This window comes from Kitasatospora sp. NPDC059088, from assembly GCF_042738155.1.
GTDB lineage: Bacteria > Actinomycetota > Actinomycetes > Streptomycetales > Streptomycetaceae > Kitasatospora.
In genome coordinates, this window is record NZ_JBHYGR010000111.1 from 1 (window position 1) to 17,220 (window position 17,220).

At 74.7% G+C, this 17,220-nt stretch carries 18 protein-coding genes; 9 read left to right on the plus strand and 9 right to left on the minus strand.

Translation table 11 applies throughout. From position 1 onward, the window contains the following. The 3 genes from ACFWXO_RS34660 to ACFWXO_RS34670 all read left to right on the plus strand — a co-directional run. The coding region (locus tag ACFWXO_RS34660) for a PQQ-binding-like beta-propeller repeat protein (protein ID WP_380529004.1) at nucleotides 1-1,149 on the plus strand (1,149 nt) is incomplete at its 5' end. Next, on the plus strand, nucleotides 1,146-3,275 hold the full coding sequence (locus tag ACFWXO_RS34665; RefSeq protein ID WP_380529006.1) for a protein kinase: 2,130 nt from the start codon (nucleotides 1,146-1,148) through the stop codon (nucleotides 3,273-3,275). The genes ACFWXO_RS34660 and ACFWXO_RS34665, both read left to right, overlap by 4 nt. Nucleotides 3,276-3,300: 25 nt before the next feature. Beyond that, complete coding sequence (locus ACFWXO_RS34670; protein WP_380529008.1) at nucleotides 3,301-4,086, plus strand: hypothetical protein; 786 nt, start codon at nucleotides 3,301-3,303, stop codon at nucleotides 4,084-4,086. 143 nt (nucleotides 4,087-4,229) lie between these two features. On the opposite strand, the gene ACFWXO_RS34675 is transcribed toward ACFWXO_RS34670, so the two are convergent. After that, on the minus strand, nucleotides 4,230-4,442 hold the full coding sequence (locus tag ACFWXO_RS34675; RefSeq protein WP_380401193.1) for a hypothetical protein: 213 nt from the start codon (nucleotides 4,440-4,442) through the stop codon (nucleotides 4,230-4,232). Between the two features lie 182 nt (nucleotides 4,443-4,624). Between ACFWXO_RS34675 and ACFWXO_RS34680 the strand changes: the two genes are divergently transcribed. Continuing rightward, nucleotides 4,625-5,983: a Fic family protein gene (locus ACFWXO_RS34680; protein WP_380529010.1), complete on the plus strand. Its 1,359-nt coding sequence runs from the start codon at nucleotides 4,625-4,627 to the stop codon at nucleotides 5,981-5,983. Nucleotides 5,984-6,058: 75 nt separating this feature from the next. Here the strand turns inward: ACFWXO_RS34680 and ACFWXO_RS34685 are convergent, their stop codons facing one another. The 6 genes from ACFWXO_RS34685 to ACFWXO_RS34710 form a co-directional block, all read right to left on the minus strand. After that, a complete protein-coding gene (locus tag ACFWXO_RS34685; RefSeq protein WP_380529011.1) occupies nucleotides 6,059-7,192 on the minus strand; it encodes a methyltransferase domain-containing protein in 1,134 nt (377 codons plus the stop codon). Nucleotides 7,193-7,659: 467 nt separating this feature from the next. After that, nucleotides 7,660-8,508, minus strand: a complete 849-nt coding sequence (locus ACFWXO_RS34690; protein ID WP_380529012.1) for a helix-turn-helix domain-containing protein — start codon at nucleotides 8,506-8,508, stop codon at nucleotides 7,660-7,662. A 26-nt stretch (nucleotides 8,509-8,534) separates the two neighbouring features. Beyond that, nucleotides 8,535-9,065, minus strand: coding sequence for a DUF6879 family protein (locus ACFWXO_RS34695; protein WP_380529014.1), 531 nt, complete (start codon nucleotides 9,063-9,065; stop codon nucleotides 8,535-8,537). Further along, nucleotides 9,062-9,259, minus strand: coding sequence for a hypothetical protein (locus ACFWXO_RS34700; RefSeq protein WP_380529016.1), 198 nt, complete (start codon nucleotides 9,257-9,259; stop codon nucleotides 9,062-9,064). Before ACFWXO_RS34700 ends, ACFWXO_RS34695 begins: the two co-directional genes overlap by 4 nt. Before the next feature lie 255 nt (nucleotides 9,260-9,514). Further along, nucleotides 9,515-10,159 carry a DUF4360 domain-containing protein gene (locus ACFWXO_RS34705; protein WP_380529017.1) on the minus strand — a complete coding sequence of 215 codons (645 nt, stop codon included), beginning with the start codon at nucleotides 10,157-10,159 and terminating at the stop codon, nucleotides 9,515-9,517. A 223-nt stretch (nucleotides 10,160-10,382) separates the two neighbouring features. Beyond that, nucleotides 10,383-10,844 (minus strand): hypothetical protein, encoded by a 462-nt coding sequence (locus tag ACFWXO_RS34710; RefSeq protein WP_380529019.1) that lies wholly within the window; start codon nucleotides 10,842-10,844, stop codon nucleotides 10,383-10,385. Between the two features lie 203 nt (nucleotides 10,845-11,047). Between ACFWXO_RS34710 and ACFWXO_RS34715 the strand changes: the two genes are divergently transcribed. From ACFWXO_RS34715 to ACFWXO_RS34730, 4 genes are all read left to right on the plus strand, one after another. Then, nucleotides 11,048-11,338 (plus strand): DUF4287 domain-containing protein, encoded by a 291-nt coding sequence (locus ACFWXO_RS34715; RefSeq protein ID WP_375895089.1) that lies wholly within the window; start codon nucleotides 11,048-11,050, stop codon nucleotides 11,336-11,338. Nucleotides 11,339-11,536: 198 nt separating this feature from the next. After that, on the plus strand, nucleotides 11,537-12,745 hold the full coding sequence (locus tag ACFWXO_RS34720) for an FAD-dependent oxidoreductase (RefSeq protein ID WP_380529021.1): 1,209 nt from the start codon (nucleotides 11,537-11,539) through the stop codon (nucleotides 12,743-12,745). 102 nt (nucleotides 12,746-12,847) lie between these two features. Next, entirely contained in the window at nucleotides 12,848-13,645 is a 798-nt protein-coding gene (locus ACFWXO_RS34725; protein ID WP_380529023.1) for a hypothetical protein, read from the plus strand. Nucleotides 13,646-13,699: 54 nt separating this feature from the next. Continuing rightward, complete coding sequence (locus tag ACFWXO_RS34730; RefSeq protein ID WP_380529024.1) at nucleotides 13,700-14,395, plus strand: VC0807 family protein; 696 nt, start codon at nucleotides 13,700-13,702, stop codon at nucleotides 14,393-14,395. A gap of 49 nt (nucleotides 14,396-14,444) precedes the next feature. On the opposite strand, the gene ACFWXO_RS34735 is transcribed toward ACFWXO_RS34730, so the two are convergent. Further along, complete coding sequence (locus ACFWXO_RS34735) at nucleotides 14,445-14,702, minus strand: hypothetical protein (RefSeq protein ID WP_380529050.1); 258 nt, start codon at nucleotides 14,700-14,702, stop codon at nucleotides 14,445-14,447. Between the two features lie 289 nt (nucleotides 14,703-14,991). Here ACFWXO_RS34735 and ACFWXO_RS34740 point away from each other — a divergent pair, with 289 nt between their 5' ends. Continuing rightward, complete coding sequence (locus ACFWXO_RS34740) at nucleotides 14,992-16,515, plus strand: amino acid permease (protein WP_380529026.1); 1,524 nt, start codon at nucleotides 14,992-14,994, stop codon at nucleotides 16,513-16,515. Here the strand turns inward: ACFWXO_RS34740 and ACFWXO_RS34745 are convergent. Beyond that, a complete protein-coding gene (locus ACFWXO_RS34745; protein WP_375895075.1) occupies nucleotides 16,466-17,140 on the minus strand; it encodes a TetR/AcrR family transcriptional regulator in 675 nt (224 codons plus the stop codon). The genes ACFWXO_RS34740 and ACFWXO_RS34745 overlap by 50 nt on opposite strands. Between the last annotated feature and the right edge of the window lie 80 nt (nucleotides 17,141-17,220).

Sequence of the window (17,220 nt, forward strand, 5' to 3'; positions counted from 1 at the left end):
GGCGGCGCGGTCGGCGCGGGCGGCGCGGTCGGCGCGGTCGGCGCGGGCAGTGCCGGGGCCTCGCCCGGTGCGCCGGCCCCGCTGTGGAGCCGGCCGTTCAGCGGCGTGACGGTCCTCCACCAGCTGTCCCTCGTCGGCTCGACGCCGGTGTGGTGGACCGAGGGCACGGGCGCGGCCGGTGTGGACCCCTCGACGGGGCGTACGGCGTGGTCCCAGCAGGAGGTCCAGTTCGTCCAGGCGCAGGGCGGGCTGCTCTACGGGACGTCCCCGGACTTCGCGAGCCTGGTGTGGCTGGACGCCTCGGCGCAGACCCACCGGATCCCGCTCGCCGTGCCCGCCGACCAGCACATGTACGCCGCGATGACCCTGCGGGTCTTCGGCGCGGACGACCGGACCGTGGTGACGGCCCGGCAGACCTCCGCCACCGGCGGCGGGCTCCTCGCCGGGACCGACGCGGGCAGCGGCGAGGTGCTGTGGCAGCACGACGTCGCCGAGAACCTGGCGGTGTCGATGGCCCGCCACTCGGAGTCCCTGTACAGCGGTTCCGGCAGCGCGATGGGCCTGGTCGCCGACGGCAGGTGCTACTACCGGGACGGTGACGTCCTGCACGCGCTGGACCTGCGCACCGGCGAGTCCCGCTGGCAGGCCGCCGGCCTCGCGCCCGCGGGCGCGGGGGTGCCCGCGCGGCTGCTGCGCACCGGCGACCTGCTGGTGGTCGTCGCCAACCGGACGGTGGTGGCCGTGGAGGCGGCCACCGGGCGGCAGCGCTGGACGGCTCCCCCGGTCCCGCAGGCGGTCTTCGGCTGTGCGCTCGCCGGCGACCGGCTGCTGCTGTCCGGGGCCCAGGGCACGGCCTACTGCCTGGACGTCACGACCGGCCGGGGGCTGTGGCACTGCACCGTGGCGGCCGTGACCCTTCCGAGTGCGAGCGGGGACTTCCGGGCTCCGTCCGCGGGTGACGGCTTCTTCGCCGTCCCGCTGCCGGGCGGGCCGTACGGGTCTGCCGTCCTGGACGCCGCCCGCGGCACGGTCCGCTGGGTGGCCCGGCCGCCCTCCGACGAGGGCCTGTGGACCACCGCGGCCGACGGCCCGACGCTCTACTGCGCCTCGTCCACCACGCTGCGCGCCTTCCGGGCCGGTGCCGGATGAGCGCGCGCAGCATCGGCCCGTACCGCGTCCTGCGCAGACTCGGCGCGGGCGGCATGGGCGCCGTCTACCTGGCCGCCACCGGCAGCGGGCGCCCGGTCGCGGTGAAGACCGTGCAGGAGCAGTACGCGGCCGATCCGGAGTTCCGGCGCAGGTTCGCCCAGGAGGTGGCCGCGGCCAGATCGGTCAACGGGGCCTACACCGTGGCGGTGGTGGACGCCGACACGGAGGCGGAACTCCCCTGGCTGGCAACCGAGTTCGTCGCCGGACCGTCGCTGTACGAGGCGGTGGCGCGGCACGGCGCGCTCGCCCGGCCCGCGCTCCACGTCCTGGGGGCGGGCCTGGTGGAGGCGCTCGCGGCCGTCCACCGCGCCCGGATCATCCACCGGGACCTGAAACCCTCCAACATCCTGGTCGCCCGGGACGGCCCGAGGGTCATCGACTTCGGGATCAGCAAGCCGACGGCCGACGCGCTGCCCACCGCGAGCGGCCAGATCATCGGCACACCCGGGTTCATGTCCCCCGAACACGCGGCGGGCCACACCCTCACCCCCGCCAGCGACCTGTTCTCGCTGGGCGCCGTACTGGCCTTCGCCGCGACCGGCCGCGCGCCCTTCGGCGAGGGGCCGCCCGCGGTGCTGGTCTACCGGGCCTCCGAGGAACCCCCCGACCTGGACGGGGCGCCGCCGGAGCTGACCGGACTGCTGGTGCGCTGTCTGGACCGGGACCCGGCCCGGCGGCCCGCACCGGCCGAGCTCGCCGAGGCCTTCCGGTACGGCCCGGCGGTCGGCACCGACTGGATGGGCGGGGCGGAGCGGACCGTACGCGGGCGTGAGCGTGAACTGGCCCGGGTGCTGAGCGATCCGAACGGCACCCGGCGCCGGCTGCTCGTCCTCGGCGGCGCGCTGCTCGCCACGGCCGCCGCGGGCGGGGCCACCCGGCTGCTGTGGCCGGGAAACGCGGGGGCGCCCCCGAAGGCCTGGTCGGCGCCCCTCCCCCGGGCCGGGATGGCGCCGGTGGCCTGCGGCCCGGCGGCGGTGGTGTGCGCGGACCGCACGGGGGCGGTCGGCTACGCCCGCTCCGACGGACGGGTGCTGTGGACCAGCACCTCGGAGGCGGGGGCGTCCCCGGTCGGCGACGGCGGGCGGGTGTGGTCGGTGGACCAGGACGGCTCGGTGCGGGCGCGCGACGCGCGCAGCGGCGCCGACCTGTGGCGCTCGTCCGACCCGGTCCCCGGTGCGCAGGCCCTCGCCCTGCCGCTGCCGGGCCTGCTGCTGGTCACCGGGGCGGACGGAGCCCTGCACGGCTACGACGCGGCCGCGGGGCGCAGACTGTGGAGCGGTGCCGCGCTGGGCACCTCCTTCCGCGTCCAGGGCATGGACGCGGCGGGCCTGCTGGTCGTCACGGTCCTCGGCGATCCGGCCCTGCTCGCCGACGGCACCTTCCGCTTCCTGGCACTCGACCGCGCGAGCGGGCGCCAACGCTGGTCGCTGGACGCCCAGGAGCTGTACGCGCCGCCGAGCGGCACCAACCTGTACGCCCTGGATCCGGACCGCGCCCTGACCGCCGTGGACGGCGGGCGCGGAACCGCCCAGTGGAGCCGGCCCAGCGGCCTGCCGCCGGCCTCGGCGACCATGTCCGCCGGTTCCTACCTGGGTTCGCTCGCGCTCCGTGGAGCGGTGCTCACCTGCCTGCCCGTCTCCGGGACGACGGCCACCGACGGGCAGATCCCGACGGCGGCCTTCGACACCACGGGCGCCCGGCTGTGGAGCGGCACCCACACCGGCGCCATCACCGGGTGCGCGGACGTCACGGCCCTGGTCGCGACCGGCGGCCCGCACGGCGCGTCCGGCACCGACCCGCGCACCGGGGCCACCGCGTGGACCTGGCCGTCGGCGCAGGGCGCCGCCACCGTCCGGGGCTCCTGGGGGAACTCGGTCCTCGTCACCGCGCCCACGGACACGGGCGGGATCGCCCTCCAGTCGCTGGCCGGCGCCGACGGCAGCCCGCAGTGGCACCAGACCTTCGCCCGCCAGCCCGGCGACCCGCAGGTCCTGGTCCAGGACGCGGCCCTGCTGGTCGGCTACGGGCCCACCCTGACCGCCTACCACCTGTCAGCCGGCGGCTGACAGCCTTCGAAGGGTTCCGTACGAGATGGCCGAGATCGAGGACACCCCTCCGGCGACCCAGCCGCTGCCCACCCTCCCGCGCACGAGCGCCCTGCCGGCCCAGGCCGTTCCCGCCACCCTCCCCGACCCGGCGGACCTGCGCCCGGGCGGGCCCGCCCGGCGGTGGACCTGGCTGCTCGGGGGCATCACGGCCGGCGCGGGCGCCGCCGCGCTCGTCCTGGGCCTGGTGGCCAACCTCGTCACGCCGACCGCGACCGCCTCGTCCGCGGCGAACTCTTCCGCCGCAGTCGCGTCCTCCGGCCCGGCGTCCCCGTCCGCGGCGCTCTACACCGCCTCAGCGGCCGGCTGCTCGCTGGTGCACCCCGAGACGGTCGCCCGCTATGCCAAGGGCGCCCCCTGTACCGAGCAGAAGCCGATCGGGGGCATACCGGTGACGGGCGGGAGCTGGACCAGCCAGGACTCGGGCCTGACCATGCTGCAGGTCCTGGTCACGCTGTCCCCGAGCACCGACAGCATCTACCAGGAAACGTTGAGCAGCGCCCGGACGGCGGCGGCCACCAGCGCCGGCACCATGAAGATCACCGACGACCGGTCGGTCCCCGGCATCGGGGAGAAGGCGACCCTGCTCTACACCGTTGCGTGGGGTTACGGCCGCATCGAACTCGTGGTGCTCCAGCGCAACGCGCTCATCACCGTCAACTACCAGGCGGCCACCCGCTCCGGCTACACCTTGAAGGACGTCCCGCCCTCGGAGGCCGAGGCCGCCGCCACCGCCGCCGCGCGGGACGCCCTGGGCACCCTCACCACGTGAGAACCACGGCGCCCCCGACTACACGGTGCGATCCGCAGCCGCAGTTCGTACTCCTCGGCTCCGGCGGCACCCGCCTGCTCGCCTGCTCGCCGTCGTCGAGGACAGCGTCGCAGGTCAGGAGCCTGCGGCAGGCGGCCGGGTGGTCAGATCTGGCGGTCCGGGTCGGAGAAGGTCAGGCCGCCGACCGCGAGCGGACGCCGGGCCGGGGCGGGCACTGCGGCGGTCTCGCCGGGCGGCTGCCGGAAGTCGGCGCCCTGCTCGAGCGGCGGCCGGCGCGCGCCGGACTGGGTGGGCAGGGGCGTGTCGGCGGCGGTCGCGGAGAAGGTGGGCATTACGAGAGGGCTGTGGTCTGTCATGATCGACAGTGTCGCAGCACGGACCGGGTCGCGTCGCCACCCTCCCGCAACCGGTGGGGCCGGAGCGGGGGTCGCACAGCCCTCGCGGGTGTCCCTGGGCGGTACGGGCGACGCGGCGGTGCGGGCGGTGCGGGCGGAAATTGCGTTGCCCGGACCCCTGGCCCCCGTGGCACCCTGACCCGGTGTCCAACGCGCTCTACCCCGCAGGCCTGACCTGGGACGAGGTCGACCCCGCCGCCCACCCCTTCGACCCCGCTTCGGCCGCGCAGGTGGTCCGCTCCCTCGGCCCGGCGCGGCGGGTGCCCTCCCGACCGGACCCCGCCGTCGATCCGATCGGAGTCAACTGGGCGCGGGAGGCGGCCAGGCCCTGGACCGATGCCATGACCCACGTGCTGATCGAGCACTACGGCCGGTGGGCGGCGGGGTGGCGCTGGTCGGTCGGCGAGGCGGACGTCGACGGCGGGCCGGTCGGGAACTGGTGCTGCGGGTCGCACTCGATCACCACCGCGGAGCAGACCCTCGACCGGGTCGTGGCCTCGCTGTGCGAGTGGCGCGACTGGCTGGAGCACCTCGCGCGGTGGTTCGAGGCCTACCCCCTGGACCCGGAGACCCTGGTGGCGGACCGGATCCTGTGGGAGCGCGCCGCCCGCAACCTGATCCTGCAGGTCGCCGACCGGACCGGCGCCGAGAGCGGCTGGTACGGGCACTGCCAGCAGGTCCTGGGCTGGTTCCTCACCTACTGGGGCGTCGCCCCCGAGGCGGCCGAACGGCTGGTGCGACAGGCGGTCGGCGGCCGGTTCAAGAGCTGGACCGCGCCGGACACCGTCCTGGCGGAGGAGGTCGCCGAACGGCTCGTCGGCCCGCTGCGCCCGCAGGACACCCACTGGTCGCCGGCCCCGGGCGGGCTCCCGGACCACCTGGAGCGCTGGCTCGCGGTACGCGAGAGCATGCCGTGGCCGGACGGCGAGGCCGGCACGGACGGCGCGGACCACGAGCCGACGGCCGCCGCCCGCGACAGCGCGGCGGAGGACTTCCGCTCCTTCGACGCCGCCGTGGACCCCGCCCGCGCCGCCGGCCTGCTCACCGCACTGGAGCTGGTGCGGGCCGACGCGGCGCGAGGTGCCATGCTCGACTTCGAGCTGCTGCGCAGCTGGCAGCAGCACGTCCTGGGCACACCCGAGCCGCCACCGCTGCGCACCCGCCCCGCCTTCGCCAAGGGCGGCGAGGAGCGCTACGGGATCGGCCCCGACACCGGCACCCGCCTCGACGCCTGTCTCGCGCAGGCCACCGACAGCCGGCCCTCGCTGGCCGCCAGGGCGGCCCGGGCCCACCTGGACGTCTGTTTCTTCCACCCGTTCGACGACGGCAACGCCCGCGCCGCCCTGCTCACCCTGCTGTTCGTACTGGCCCGCGAAGGCCGCACCCTCGACTCGGTGATACTCGTCCGCCGGTTCGGCCACCGGGCCGACGACCCGCAGGACGCGCTGAGCCTGTGCCGTTCCGTCGAGCTCGATCTCAGGCGCTGCGCCGCCGCCCGGTAGGAGACTGGAGCGACCCACGCCCCGACACCCCGAACCGGTCCGCCATCACCCGGGACGGGTCCCGGACGGGCGGGCTCACCGGATCGGCCGGCCGGGGTTGTCCAGCCAGGCGCGCCAGCCGTCGGGGGTGACGGTCAGCCCGAGGCGCGCGATGCCGGGCTCGCCCTCCTCGTGCCACCAGGCGAGGGCCCGCTCGAAGTCCTCCCACAGGCGGCGGCCGCCGTACTGGCGGACCGAGTGCACGTCCTCGCCGTCGCGGAAGGTCGCCGCAGCCCAGGCCGGGGTGGTGAGGGAGTAGAGCCACAGGGTGCGGGCGCCGTCGTCGTGCGGCTGGATCGCGTGGACGACGTCGCGCAGGCGCAGGCCGGCGGCGAGCGGGAACGGGTCGAACGTGCCGTGCGGCGGCAGGACGGCGGTGGTGGTGGACTCGGCGACGCTCCCGCCACCGGGCGGGTGCTGCGGCCGGCGCAGGCGCTGGGAGCGCATCTTCATGAACTCCACCGGCTGGAGGAACGGGCCGCTCGCGGCGCCGTCGCCGGTCACGGTGAGGCGGACCAGGGCGTCGGCGTTGGAGTAGTGGGTGCCGAACGGCGCCAGGATCAGCCCGCCGGACCGGGTCTGCTCGATCCAGGCCCGCGGAACCTCGCGCAGCCCGTAGGTCGCGATGATCCGGTCGTACGGGGCGCCGGGCGGGTGGCCGGATTCGCCGTCCGCACGGACGACGGTCGGCCGGTAGCCGGCGCTCGTGAGCGCGGTACGGGCCCGGGCGGAGATCCCGGGGTCGATCTCGACCGTGGTCACATTCGCGTCGCCGAGCCGGTGCGCGAGCAGGGCGGCGTTCCAGCCGGTGCCGGTGCCCTGCTCCAGCACCCGCATCCCCGGCTCCACCTGGAGGTCGTCCAGCATAGAGGCGACCAGGGAGGGCATCGAGGCGGAGCTGGTGGGTACGGTGCCGGGCTCGGCGCCCCGGTGTTCTCCGTCGTCCCACTGCGTGACGATGGGGATGTCCGCGGCGGCCGCCGCCAACCAGCCCGCCTCGTCGGTGGTCCGGTCGACGGGCCGGCTCTTCCCGGTGGCCATGTCGTGGGCCCAGACCAGGTCCGGTAGGAACAGTGAGCGCGGGACGGCGTCGAAGGCCGACGTCCACGCGTCGGCGACGGGGAAGGACCGCCCCGGCGGGCGGTCCTCCTGCTCAGGTGCGAGCGTCACTTGCGGTGGCCCCCGTCCCCGGGCGGGGGGCCGCCGTCCGGGGACGGCGGGTCGGACGGCGGCGTCCACGGAGTGCCCGGATGCCCGTCCCCCTCGCCGCCACCGCCACCCGAACCCGCGCCGCCGTGGCCTCCGTCGTGATCCATGCCGACCTCCCTTGTCGCCGCTGTGACGGTGCCTCCCGGTGCCGGGAGGAGTAGCGGGCCTGCCCGGCCCGCGCGAGCCACGCCGGGCCGCGAACGCGCACATCCGCGCAGTGCGGTGCGCACCGGACGGCAGACCATGGCGGTACTCCGCTCCCTCGCGGGCGGTGACGGCTGCGCCCACCCGACGGGGGGTCAGGCGGGCGCAGCGGCCCCGGCGCGCCCGCCGGGAACCGGGTGTCCGGTCCGTCACGGCGGGCGACGGTTCGACGGTAGGGGGTAAGCGGCCGGGCCCTCAACGAGGTTGCGCCGTCTTGCGCGAAGTCACCCGAGAGTGGCTATCGCCGCCGTGATCAGCTGACGGGCCCCGGTTCCGTGGACGGCCATGGCGGCCAGATCCGCGAAGGTCCGAACGTAGTCCGCGATCTCGCGCGGCTGGGTGATCCGTAAGTAGCCGGAGGTCAGTTCGACGGCTACCTCGTCCTCGTCGAACATGTAGAAGTCCTCGACCGGCAGGTGCGGGCGGTCGGGCCCGGTGGGGATGACGCCGACGCTGACGAACGGGCTGGAGGAGACGGCGAGCAGGTGGCCGAGCTGGGCTGCCATCGTCTCCGGGTCGCACACGGCGGCGCGCAGCACCCACTCCTCGATGAGCAGGCCGAAGCGGTGCCGGCCGGAGAACAGCATCCGCTGGCGCTCCAGGCGGGCCTCCACGGCATCGGCGACGTCGTCGACCTCGACGCGGGCGCGCTGGATCGAGCGCAGGACGGCGGTGGTGTACTCGGGTGTCTGCACCATGCCGGGCAGGACACGGCTGGCGTAGACGCGGAAGTGGCCGGTGCGCCGGTAGAGGGCAGCGACGGACTCCTGGGCGGCGCGCAGCCCGCTGCGCTCCATCCGGCGCCACTCGGTGTACATGGAGTCGACCGTGCGGGCTGCGGCGATGAGATCGGGGACCTGGTCGGCGGAGTCGCACGCGGTGCACCAGGCGCGCAGGTCGGCCTCGGACGGCGCCGACTTTCCGCTGAGGATCCGGGAGGTCTTGGAGGGGTGCCAGCCGCACCGGGCGGACAACTCCTTGCCGTCGATCCCGGCGTCCAGCATCAGCTCGCGCAGCCGGACGGCGAGCGCGGCGCGGGCGGCCTGGGCACTGGATGAGGGCGAGGCGGGCATGGGCTGTCTGCTCGGCGTGGGCGGGCTCAGACGGTGTACCGCTCGTGCGGGACGGCCCGTTCCCACACCGCTTCGAACGCGGTGGCGCAGAGCTTCGCGACGGCGGGGTCCTCGGTGTCGGAGGTGCGCGGGTCGGCCCAGTCGCCGTCACCGGTGAAGTGGTTGAACCGCACGACGCGGTCGTCGAACAGCCAGAAGTCGGCGCCGGGCAACGCCAAGTCGCACGCGTCGCGGCGCGGCAGCCAGCGGACGTCCTCGCCGGCCGCGGTGTTGACCGGCGTCATGGCGTGCAGGTACCGCGTGTAGAGGGTGACCGGCTCGGACACGATCCGGGCCCGGCGGACAGCCACACCCCGTTCGGTCGCCTCGCGCAGCATGGCCGTCCAGTCCCGCCAGTACTCCGACTCCGGGTCGAGGTCGGACTCGCCGGTCAGTCGGAACCGTTCGACGGCCTCTGCCTCGTCCGGGACACCGTAGCTGTCGCGCATCTCCAGGTGGACCGCCGAGTACCGGGCGGCGGCCAGCAGGTCGGAGAAGCTCATCACGCTCTGCGTCATCGCGGGTCTTCCGCAGAATCGGGATCGCCGACCTCGGCGTTCAGTGCGTCGTCCGCCTTCAACCCCTGAATCACCAGCTCCTGCTTGTCGTTGTCCAGCAGCACCATGGGCGACCCTTCCTTCCCCGTCTCAGGGTCGATCCCCACGAAATCTAGCCCCACGACACCCTCCAGCACCACGCCGGTTGCGGTCACTTGCGCGTCACCGTTCCGCAGTGCTGACGATCCGTCAAGGGCGTGCGGGCGCAGCCGGGCGGCTCGCGTCCGCGCTGGCCGTACGGCGTGCCCCGGCTCGTGCAGCGAGGGGTGCGACTGCCGGGCGCAGCCTGGTCCGCCGGTTCGGCCACCGGGCCGACGACCCGCAGGACGCGCTGAGCCTGTGCCGTTCCGTCGAGCTCGATCTCAGGCGCTGCGCCGCCGCCCGGGGGCGGCGGGCGCGGCGTCAGGAGGTCATGGACAATGCCGCAAGGTCAGGTGGTACACGGTTTTGACCGTGCCGTCCGTCGAATCCATCTCCAGGAAGCTGGTGTCGCCCGGGCTCGAAGTGCCGCGGTCGACCTGCAGTTCGGTGGTGATGTCGAGGTTGCGCTCCTCCCCGCAGGGGGCGAAGGCCAGGGCCGCGGCCGGCGCGGTGTCGGCCGTCTGCCAGTCGCCGTTGAACCCGCCCTTGAAGTGGTGGGTCGCGGTGGTGGTGCGGGGGTCGCCCTGGAAGTGGTAGCGGGCCCGCTGGGTGCCGGAGGCGCCCGGCGCCAGTGATGCGAAGCCGCGGTAGTCGGCGGACACGATCGCGTAGGTGTAGCCGCTGGGGACGTGCACGAGAAGGGTGAGCTGACAGTTCTTCCGGAAGTCCGTCGGCGACGCCCCGGGCCCCACCTGGGCGAGGTAGTTGCTGTAGGTGACGGTGAAGGCGGTGTTGTCGGGGGACACGGCGACGGCGGCCGTCCCCTCCGGGCAGCCGGTGCCGTTGACGGCCACGCTGTCGATGACGATCCGCTCCTGCGGCGGGGGTGGGGGCGGGGCCGGGCTGCCGCCGAAGGCCGACGAGCCGAACAGTGAGGTGGCGACACCAGTCGCGGCCAGCACGCGGAGCACCATGGTTTCCCTTCGACCGTCCACGGGTCCGGGGGCGGGCGTCGGTCTCCGCGCCCGCCCCCGGATCTACACGTCGGCATCGCACCACACACCGCGCACCCGAGTACAGAAGGTGACAATTCGGTCACTCAAACGGCCCGCACGGTCGGGGCGTCGTTCACCCACGTACGGGAACAGGGCGCCGCGCGGGTGGGCGGAACGTCCCCGCCCGCGCCGTCGGGTGGTGTCAGTGGACGAAGATCCGGTGCGGGGTGTCCTTGGTGGCGGGCTGGTTGCGGTCCAGGTGGACGCCCGGGTACGTCTTTCCCGCGTTGCGTACGGCGAAGCTGATGAGCACGGCCATCAGGCCGGTCACGCCCGACAGGCCGGGGACGGCTCCGCCGCCGCCGATGAGGCAGGCGACGGCGATGAGGGCGATGCCCGCCGCGAGCAGGAGCCAGCCGGAGGTGGTGCGGGTGCGCTGCTTCTGTGCGGCGGTCGGCTCGGATTCCAGCACGACCTTGATGGGGAGGCGGCAGTCGCCGCAGTACGCGTCGAGGACGACGGACCCCGACTCCGGGCGCCGGCTCGCGCCGAGCGGGAACAGGTGCCACTGCGAGTGGTAGGTCGTGCTGCGCAGCCCCTCGGTGCGGGTCATGCTCGTCCGGTGGCCCAGACGGAACCGTGAGACTTCGGTGGGCACGCTCATGGATCTCGCTCCGTCTCCCCGTGCGCGGCCCCCCAAGTGTCCGCGCGGGCCGCGATGTTAACAAACGCACGTGTACGCGAGGGGCCGCCGGGCGACGCCCGGGCGGCGCGGCCGGTCCGGAAGTTCCCGGCCGTCGGGCGATGAGTTTCGCCGCCCGGGCCGGTCTACCCCTTGAACACACCGACACGAGCAGGAGAGAACACATGTCCTTCCAGGCGTACCTCGACACCATCGAGACCAGGACCGGCCTGACGCCGCGCCAGTTCGTCGCGCTCGCCGAGCAGCGCGGCTTCGACGCCCCGGCCACGAAGGCCGGGGTGATCCTCGCCTGGCTCAAGGAGGACTACGGACTGGGCCGCGGCCACGGCATGGCCCTCGTCCACGTCCTCAAGCACGGCGCGAAGATCGACGCCCGGCACGTGGGCACCACGGGGTCGCACCGCGACGCCTCCGACACCCTGTGGCTGGACGGCCGGGCGACCAGGCCCGCGTGAACGGTCGGGGCCGGACCGGGGCCGGGCCGTTTCGGGGTGTGCTACGGTCGTCGGCACTGGCTGGAATGCGCGAAAAAATCCGCTCCTGAATGGTGTTTCCGAGCGGCGCCCCACACGGTGTTCGTTCCTCTGCGAGGAACCCGGTGCTTCCTTCGTCGTCCTGAACGAAGGCAGAGGACTGTGCTTTTTCCGTACCGTGTGATCATCATCGGGGCCGGACTGGGCGGGCTCGCGCTCGCCCACGGCCTGCGCGAGCGAGGCGTCGACGTCACCGTCCACGAGCGCGACGCCCGTCCCGGGGCCCGGCCGCAGGGCTACCGCATCCAACTCGACGAACCCGGCCTCACCGCCCTACGGCAGTGCCTGCCCGCCGAGTTGTTCGGGCTCTGCCTGGCCACGGCCGGGGCACCGCCGGCCCGGGTCTCGGTCCGCAACCGTCACCTGGAGGTCCTGGCGGACCGAGCCACGGGCCGAACCGCGGACCCGACGGCGGGCTTCGAGGCGGCGGGCGTCGGCCCGCGCGCCTTCGACCGGCCGACGCTGCGTCGGATCATGCTCCTCGGACTGGGCGACCGGGTGCACCACGGCGCACAACTGGCCTCCTACCGGCACGAGGACGACGGGCGGGTCACCGCCTGCTTCGCCGACGGCCGGACCGCGACCGGCGACCTGATCGTCGGCGCCGACGGCGTCAACTCGACGGTGCGCCGGCTCCTGCTGCCCGCGGCCCGGGTCGAGGACGCCGGCCTGCGGCTGGTCTACGGCCGGATCCCACTGGACGGGCGGGCCCGCGCAGCCCTGCCGGGCTGGGCCTTCGAGAGCATCTTCACCGTGGTCACCGACGGCCCGGGCAAGGCCCATCTGGGCCTGGGCCCGGTGGAGTTCGCCACCCGGCCCGACCTGGCCGGCCGGGCCCGGACCCCCGCCCTCGACCTGCCCCCGGCCCACGACTACCTCGCGTGCATGGTCGGCGCACCCGCCGACCACCCCGCGATGCCCGCCCCCGCGGACCTGCGCACGCTGCCGCCCGCCGCCCTGCGCGACCTCGCGCTGCGGCTGCTGGGCGACGGCTGGCACGAGGACGTCCACCGCCTGCTCGCCCGGTGGGACACCGCCTCGCTCTTCCCGCTGCGCATCTCCACCTCCGCCCCCGTGCCGCCCTGGGAGCCGGGCCCGGTGACGCTGATCGGCGACGCGATCCACGCGATGAGCCCGGTCCTGGCGATGGGCGCCAACACCGCCGTCCGCGACGCCGCCGAACTCAGCCGCGCCCTGGCCGACGCGACCGGCCCGGGCCCGGGCCTGGCCCGGGCCGTGGGCGTGTACGAGAGCCGGATGCGGGACTACGCCTTCCCGATCGTCGCCGACTCCCGCCGGACCGGACAGCAACGCGTCGGCCAGCGCTGACCGGACACCTGCGGGAGGGGGTCTGCGGAAGGGAGTCCTGCGGGCGGGCGAGGGCGGGCTAACGCCCTTGAGCGGAGCCGGTGTTGGTGCTTCACTGTGCGGATGATCAGCGAGGCCGAGATGACTGACCTGTTCGGCGCCGTACTCAGCAGGCACCGGGTGGACACCCGGGCGCGGTGGCGCAACGCCGTGTGGGCGCTGGTGGTGGCCGTGCCCAGCGGCTGGCTCGGGCTGTGGGCGCTGGTCGCCGCGGACGACGGCCGTCCGGGCGGGGGCCGGGCGATCGGCCTGGTGATCGGCCTGTCCCTGGGCGCGCTGTACGTCGCCGTGACGCAGGCGTGGCGCGCGGTGCGGGGCGGGTCGGGAGAGTACTTCGAGGTCCGCGAGCGCGGGATCGTCCACGGCTCGCGGCGCGGTGCGGTGGGCTGGGAGTGGAGCCGGATCGTGTCGGTCACGATCCCCGGCACCCCGAGGATCCACGGCCTCGCCCGCCGGCTGGGCAACGACTACCGCTGCCGCCTCGCCCTCGACGGCGGCGCCCGCCTGTACATCGACGGGCACGCCGCCGGGGCCTTCGGCCTGGGCCGCGCGGTGCTGGAGCACAGCCCCCGGGCGCGGCGGCTGCAAGGGGACGAGTGGCAGGACCGGGCGGGCGGCTGGTTCCTGGCCGGGGCGGCGGTGTTCCTGCTGGCAGGGGTCTCGATGGTCGCCTATCTCGCGAGCCACGCGGACACCACCCGCACGGTCACCGACCCGAACGGGATGCTCCGCGAGGAGACCGTGCAGGGCGTCGGCGACGGTGTGATCATGGCGGTCGGGCTGAGCCTGCCGGTGTGCGCGATCGGCGCGATCACGTGCATCGTGCTGTACGTCCGCTACCGGCGCTACCGCCCGCGCTGACCGGGCGGTTCCACCCCGGCACTACCCTGGCCTTCCCCGGCCCCGGAGGACGCCGTGCCCCCCACGCGAAGCGCCGGCGGTGACGCCCCCGCGCCGCCGCCGCGGCCCAGCGGCCGGCGCCTGCTGCTCGGCGTCGCCTGGGACGTCGTGGTCCCGATCGCGGTGTACTACGGGCTGCGCGCCGCCGGGGTCGGCGTCTTCGGCGCGCTGCTGGCCGGCGCCGTCCTGCCCGCGCTCACCACAGCGGTGCGGTGGCTGCGCACCCGGAGCCTGGAGGGCATGGCGGGATTCATCGCCGGGACCATGCTGCTCGGCGTCGCGGCCGCGCTGGTCAGCGGCAGCCCCCGGTTCCTGCTGGCCAAGGACGGGTGGCTGACCGGCGTGGCCGGGCTCTGGTTCCTGGTCTCGGTCAGGGCCAGGCGTCCGCTGCTCTTCCACGCCGGACGGCCGCTGCTGGAGGGCCGGTTCCGCTCCGACGGCACCTCCTGGGACGTGCTGTGGGAACGCGAACCGGCCTTCCGGCGGATCTGGCGGGTCTCGACCGCGATCTGGGGCGTGGCGATGCTGCTCGACGCCGCCGCGCGGGTCGTGATGGCGTACACCCTGCCGGTGGACGCGGTGCCCGGCCTCGGCGCGCTGCTGTGGCCGGTCACGCTGGTGCTCCTCCAGGTGGTCAACGGCCTCTACTACGAGCTGGCCGGGCTCTGGCGGCTGACCTCCGGCACGACCGCGCGACCGCCGCGCGGCTGAGCACCCCCGGCCGGGGAGGTCGCCTGCGGTGCGGTGCCGGGCGCGGCCGTCACCGCTGGAAGGGGCTGGGGCCCCAGGCCTTCCCGCCGACCGGGTAGCTGTACAGCGGCCGGCCCTTGACCGCGCTGGTGCGGAACGGCGCGCCGCCGCCGGGGCCGACGGTCAGCGTGCCCTTCCGGGTGCCGCTGGACCACTCCAGTTCCAGGTACCAGCTGACGTCGTGGGAGGTGGTCTCGGCGGTGACCTCGATGACCTGCGGGTCCCGCTCGCTCACCTCGACCGGCAGGCCGGCGCTGCCCCCGGTCATCACCGGGCGGGAGCGGAGGCGGGGTCGTTCTTCAACGACTCGCTGATCGGCGACGTCGTCACGGTCGTGCACTCCAAGGAGAAGACCGTCGCCCCCGACAAGGGACTCGGCGGCTGGAACCTCCTCTGGGCCAACTGGTAGCACCCGCCCGGGCGTTGGCCGGATCCACGGCGCCTCGCCGCCGGCACCCGCCGCACGGGGTTCCACCGGGGTTCCACCGGGGGCTTGATCACGACGGGTGGTCGGGGCCAAGATCTCCCCCGGTTGGATCACAACGGGGGGAGCCGTGATGTCCGAGGACCGGTCGGTCAGTCGTGGGCTGAGACAGCGCCACATCGCCATGATCGCGCTGGGCGGTGCGATCGGAGCTGGGCTGTTCGTCGGCTCCGGCGTCGGGATCGCCGCGGCGGGGCCGGGGATCGTGGTGTCGTACGTGGTGGCCGGGGTGCTCACGGTGCTGGTCATGCGGATGCTCGGCGAGATGTCCGCCGCCCGCCCCGGCTCCGGGGCGTTCGCCGCGCACGCCACCCGCGCCTGGGGGCCGTGGGCCGGGCTGCTGGCCGGCTGGATGTACTGGGCGCTGCTGGTGGTGAGCGTGGCCGCGGAGGCGATCGGGGCGTCCCGGATCGTGGCGGGTTGGCTGCCGCAGGTGCCGGCCTGGGTGTGGGTGGCGGTGTTCATGGCGCTGTTCACCGGGACGAACCTGGCGGGTGTGCGGCACTTCGGCGAGCTGGAGTTCTGGTTCGCCGGGGTGAAGGCGGCCTCGATCTGCGCGTTCGTGCTGCTCGGCGCCGCCGCCGTGCTCACCGGCCGGACGCCGGCCGCGGAGAACCTGACCGCGCACGGCGGGCTGCTGCCGCACGGCTGGCACGGGGTCGCGGTGGGCACGATCGCCGCGGTGTTCGCGTACGGCGGGCTGGAGACGGTGACCATCGCCGCCGCCGAGTGCGCGGACCCGGTGGCCGCGGTGCGCCGGGCGGTGCGCACGGTGCTGTGGCGGGTGGCGCTGTTCTACATCGGCTCGATGGCGGTGATCGTCGCCGTGGTGCCGTGGGACGACCCGGCGGTCGCCGGCGGCCCGTACGCGGCGGCGATCGGCCGGATCGGGGTGCCGGGCGCGGCGCAGCTGATGGACGCCGTCGTGCTGGTGGCGCTGCTGTCGGCGATGAACGCCAACATCTACGGCTCCTCGCGGATGCTGCACGCCCTCGCGGCCCGCGGTGACGCGCCGCGCCTGCTGACCGGGCGTGGTGGGGTGGAGGACTCGGGTGGTGCGGGCGGCGGCGCGCTGGTCGCGGCCGGGCGGGCCGTGCTCGCCTCGGCCGCGTTCGGTTTCGGGTCGGTGGTGCTCAGCCTGCTGTGGCCGCGGACCGTCTTCCCGTTCCTGCTGAACTCGATCGGGACGGCGATCCTGGTGGTCTGGATCCTGATCGCCGCCTCCTACCTGCGGCTGCACGGCCGACGGCGGCGGCGCACGGACGGGCCGGAGCGCGGGCAGGAGCAGGACCGAGGGCAGGAGCGCGGGCGGGAGCAGGCGGCCTCGATGTGGGGCTTCCCGTACCTGGGCTACGGGGCGCTGGCGGCGATGGCCGGGGTGCTGGTGTTCATGCTGGTGGACCCGGGCAGCCGCAGCCAGGTGCTCTGCACCGGCGCGTGGACGGCGGTGCTGCTGGTGGTGGCCGGGCTGCGGCGGCACCGGCGCGGGCCGGTCGCCGGTCCGGCCGTGGCGGCGGCCCCGGGCGCCGGGCCCGCCGTCGCCGCGGTCACTGCTCCCGTGCGTACCGGGCCAGGAACAGGTCGACCCCGGAGCTGATCGTGCGGTGCATCGCGGCCTCGTCCAGTTCGGCCTCCGGGCGGAACGTGCGCACCAGCTGCGGCACGCCCACCGTGCAGGCGACGAGCTGCTGCACGGCCAGCGCCGGGTCCTCCACGGCGAGCACCCCGCGGCGGTCCAGTTCGGCGAAGGCCTCGATCAGCGGGCCGTTGTTCATGTCGTAGCTGACCCGGTACCAGAGCTGGCCCAGCTGCGGGAAGCGGTCGATCTCGCCGATCACCAGCCGGCGCAGCGACATGATGTCGGGGCGCAGCAGGATGCGGGTCCAGTCGAGGGTGAGCGTGATCAGCGCGGAGCGCAGGTCGTCGGCCTCGGCGATGGTGGAGTTCCACGGCTTGAGGTCCTCGTAGGTGGTGGGCAGTATGCCGCCGATCACCGCGAGGAAGAGCCGCTCCTTGTTCCCGAAGTGCTTGTAGATGGTCGCCTTGGAGACACCGGAGCGCGCGGTGATGGCGTCCATCGAGGCGGCGGAGTAGCCCTCCTTCAGGAACTCGACCAGGGCCGCGTCGATGATGGCCTGTCGGCGGCGCTGGGCGGCGTCGACCGGGCTCGGGATGATCGGGATGCCGAACTCGTCGGTCGGCTGGGGGTCGTCGGCGGCCATCGGGTTCTCCTCGGGGTGCTCGGGGGGAGACGGTACGGGCCAGTATATGAAACTGAACGGTTCGGTCGGTCCGCTCGACC